The organism is Salinivibrio sp. MA427, assembly GCF_001996115.1.
Classification (GTDB): Bacteria; Pseudomonadota; Gammaproteobacteria; order Enterobacterales; family Vibrionaceae; genus Salinivibrio; species Salinivibrio costicola.
The window spans coordinates 1-2,593 of sequence record NZ_MUFH01000322.1 but is presented as its reverse complement, the minus strand read 5'-3'; the positions used below and the strand labels follow the sequence as shown (position 1 = coordinate 2,593).

The 2,593-nt window shown below is 52.1% G+C and carries 2 protein-coding genes; both read right to left on the bottom strand.

Going from position 1 to position 2,593, the window contains the following annotated elements; all coding sequences use genetic code 11:
- Positions 1–1,052: ATP-binding cassette domain-containing protein (locus BZG79_RS13940; protein WP_077774700.1), on the bottom strand; the 1,052-nt coding region annotated here is incomplete at its 3' end.
- A gap of 209 nt (positions 1,053–1,261) precedes the next feature.
- The coding region (locus tag BZG79_RS13935; RefSeq protein WP_108743305.1) for a carboxypeptidase M32 at positions 1,262–2,593 on the bottom strand (1,332 nt) is incomplete at its 5' end.

Sequence of the window (2,593 nt, the reverse complement as noted above, 5' to 3'; positions counted from 1 at the left end):
GTTTTACCCACACCATTTTCGCCAATGATCGCCAGGCGCGAGCCCGCTTCAAGCAAAAAGTGACCGTTTTTAAATAAAGCTGTCTCGTCAAAGGTATGGCCAACCTCGCGTAATTCGACCGCTTGACGGTGGAGTTTTTTGCTTTCGGTAAATTGAATGTAAGGATGCACACGGCTAGACGCTTTGACTTCATCAAGCTGGATCTTTTCCATGCGTTTGGCGCGTGAACTGGCTTGCTTAGCTTTAGAGGCATTGGCACCAAAGCGATTCACGAAGTCTTGCAGCTCACTAAGCTCCGCTTCTTTTTTCGCGTTGCTCGACAACAGTTGCTCGCGTGCCAAGCTAGATGCGGCGACAAAGTCATCGTAGTTGCCTGGATATACACGTAGCTCGCCAAAGTCGATATCGGCCATGTGGGTGCACGTGGCGTTCAAGAAGTGACGATCGTGAGAAATGATAATCATGGTGCACTGGCGCTGTTGCAGCTCACCGGCCAACCAGTTGATGGTATGAATATCCAAGTTGTTGGTCGGTTCATCCAACAGCAAAATATCAGGATTCGCAAACAAAGCCTGGGCAAGCAGCACCCGTAATTTCCAACCCGGTGCCACTTGCGACATCAGGCCAAAGTGCAGCTCTTCTTCAATCCCCGCTTGCAGCAGAATATCGCCAGCACGGCTCTCGGCGGTATAACCGTCCATTTCCGCGAACTGGCTTTCTAGCTCTGCGACGGCCATGCCATCTTCTTCGCTCATTTCCGGCAAAGAATAAATGCGCTCACGCTCTTGTTTGATTTCCCACAGCTTGCGATCGCCCATCATCACCGCATCAATCACTGAGTATTGCTCATAGGCAAATTGATCTTGGCTAAGCTCGCCCAAGGTTTGTCCTGGCGTGATGGACACATTGCCTGCGGTAGGCGTGAGCGCGCCACTCATGATTTTCATCAAGGTGGATTTGCCACAGCCGTTGGCTCCGATCAATCCGTAGCGGTTACCGTTACCAAATTTGGCAGAGATGTTTTCGAATAGCGGTTCGGCACCAAACTGCATGGTGATATTGGCGATTGAAATCAAAAGACGTTCCTAGCGAATGTGCTCAACCAGGGCGTGTAGTCATGCCAACAAAGCATCTGACTCACGGCCAAGCGAGAGGGTGTAAAGATAAATATGGCTGAGCGCGCATTGTACAGAAGTGTGATGGAATTAACAGATTAACCTGAAAAAACCAAGGCCAATATCGCTGGCCTTGGGGACACGGATTACAAATACCGCCCTTGAATATACTCGCGGAAGTGGGCGGGGTTGAGGGTTTCGCCGGTGGCATCCTTGAGTATGTTGTCGGTTGAGGTAGTGCTGGCGCGTTGCCAGATATGTTGGGATAACCAATCAAAAATGGGCGACAGGTTACCGCTGGCGATAATGCCATCGACATCCAGTTGCTGGCGCATTGCTTGCATCAATTGCGCGGCATACAGGGCACCCAAGGTATAGGTGGGGAAGTAGCCAAAGCTGCCATCGGTCCAGTGAATGTCTTGCATGCAGCCGTTTTTATAGTTGCCGGCGGTGCTGAGGCCAAGGTATTGCTGCATGGCGTTGTCCCAACGCTCAGGAATATGATCAACTTCCATGTTGCCACTGATCAGATCGCGCTCGATGTCATAGCGCAGCATGATGTGTGCCGGATAGGTGACCTCGTCGGCATCGACACGAATATAACCGGGCGCGACTTGAGTTAACACGCGGTGGAAATTCTCGACATGAAAGGCGGGATCGTTTTGGCGGTTAAAGGCAGATTTAGCACGCTGACAAATCAAGGTAGCAAATGCTTCACTGCGGGCCAGCTGCATTTCAAAAAACAGGCTTTGGCTTTCGTGCACGCCCATCGAGCGCGCTTGGCCCACGGGTAAGCCTGCCAGGTCCTTAGGCAACCCTTGTTCATAGCGCGCATGGCCGGTTTCGTGGATCACGCCCATTAATGCCGAGGTAAAATCTTGCTCGTCGTAGCGGGTGGTAATGCGCACATCAGTGGGCACGCCGCCACAAAATGGGTGGGTGCTGACATCCAGACGACCCTGTGCAAAGTTAAAGCCCAAATGCTGCATCACCTGCTCACCTAAGGCCTTTTGTTGTGCTTGGGTAAATGGCCCTTTGGGCATAAGGGGTGGCTGTTGCGCTTGCTTGTCGACTACCGCCTGGATGGTCTCCGGTAGCCATGCTTTAAGCGCACCAAATACCTCATCGACACGATCAGCGGTCATTCCTGGCTCGTAGAGGTCGAGCAGGGCATCGTAAGGCGCACAACCTTTTTGGTCCGCACGAATATGGGCTTCTTCGCGCGCCAAGGCCACCACTTCTTTTAAATTTTTGGCAAAGCCTGCCCAATCGTTATCTTGACGTTGTTGGCGCCAAGCATGCTCGCATTTGGCACCCGCTAAAGATTTGGCTTTGACCAGGGTGTCAGGCAATACGCTGGCCTGCTGCCACTCGCGCTTCATCTCTGCCACGCTCGCTTTTTGCGTCGGTGTCAGTTGCTCCAATTTATCGTCCAGCTCTGCTAACCAGTCACTAAGCTCAGGTTGGGTGCTTTGTTG